Below are 1,022 nucleotides of genomic sequence, written 5' to 3'. Positions count from 1 at the left end.
TTCCCGGTCAGACGGGCATTTCGTCTTTAATGACGTCCCCTACCCAGCACGCGATCGGTGGATCAAGGTTTAGTCATACGCGATGCCTGGGCTGTTTGACGACCTGCTGCGCCAGGCTGCGCGCAGGTGTCCGTCATTCATGTCACGTAAAGAACTTTATCAGCCGTGACGAATTTGTCACGGGTATACTGGGGTAAATACGTGACAAGATTGTGCCACGGTGAGCTGTCGGAGAGGAACGAGAATTCCTGAACGACTGAGAGGCGGAGTGATGGGCAAGCCCTCGAGAACTGAGATACATGCGCTACCCATGAACGTGCTGGTCCGCATCGTGAATGAATGGGGCGACGCTCCGCGAGCTGGTTCCTCCATGAGCGGGGATCCTTATCCCGATGCCTCGGCGCTTAAAGCGGAGAGCCCGGAGACATGGAGCCGGTTCGGGCCCCTGGATGAGACAACGTTGATCGAAACAGCGAACCTGGTCCGCCCGATTTTCGCCGCTACCTCGGCGGGCGAGTGCGTCGAACGACTGAACGCCCTAATGAGCCAGACCGGGATGACTCCGGCCGTTGCTGCAGATGACTGGACGGTTCGAGAGGCTTGGTATGTATCGCGACCTGACCGTGAACTCCTTGCCAACGCGGTGCTGTCCGTACTGCACCACCTGCGTGACGAACCGGACGTGCGGCGACTGGGTTCGTGTGACAGTGATGAATGCGTGGACGTCTACGTCGATCAATCCCCGGGCGGGCGGCGTCGTTATTGCTGTGTGACGTGTCAGAATCGGAATCGAGCCCGCGCGTACCGGGCGGCTCGACGTGCGGCCGTTCGAAACTGAGCCACCGCGAGGGTGATGATCCAAGTTGTGCCTGGTCGTCCAAGCCCTCGCCGAAACACGGAGCGGTCCATTCCGCGCTCGGTGGCCAAGGTCCGCGGGCGGATAGCCCGCAGCGCACTCGCGTCCTCCGTTACTCAAGAGGCGCTCCTACAACAACCCGCGCTCATAGGCGGTATGAACCGGC

At 60.5% G+C, this 1,022-nt stretch carries 1 protein-coding gene; it reads left to right on the top strand.

The window, feature by feature from the left end:
- The first annotated feature begins 310 nt into the window (after positions 1-310).
- Positions 311-838: a CGNR zinc finger domain-containing protein gene (locus YO9_RS0112530; RefSeq protein WP_016997798.1), complete on the top strand. Its 528-nt coding sequence runs from the start codon at positions 311-313 to the stop codon at positions 836-838.
- Positions 839-1,022: the final 184 nt, after the last annotated feature.

The sequence above is a fragment of the Kocuria atrinae C3-8 genome, from assembly GCF_000286355.1.
GTDB classification, from domain to species: Bacteria; Actinomycetota; Actinomycetes; order Actinomycetales; family Micrococcaceae; genus Kocuria; species Kocuria atrinae_A.
The sequence above is the reverse complement of the archived record's forward strand: the minus strand, read 5'-3'. Positions and strand labels throughout refer to the sequence as shown.

Coding starts and splice junctions, on each gene's coding strand:
- YO9_RS0112530 (WP_016997798.1), top strand. CDS start 311: ATGAACGTGCTGGTCCGCATCGTGAATGAATGGGGCGACGCTCCGCGA.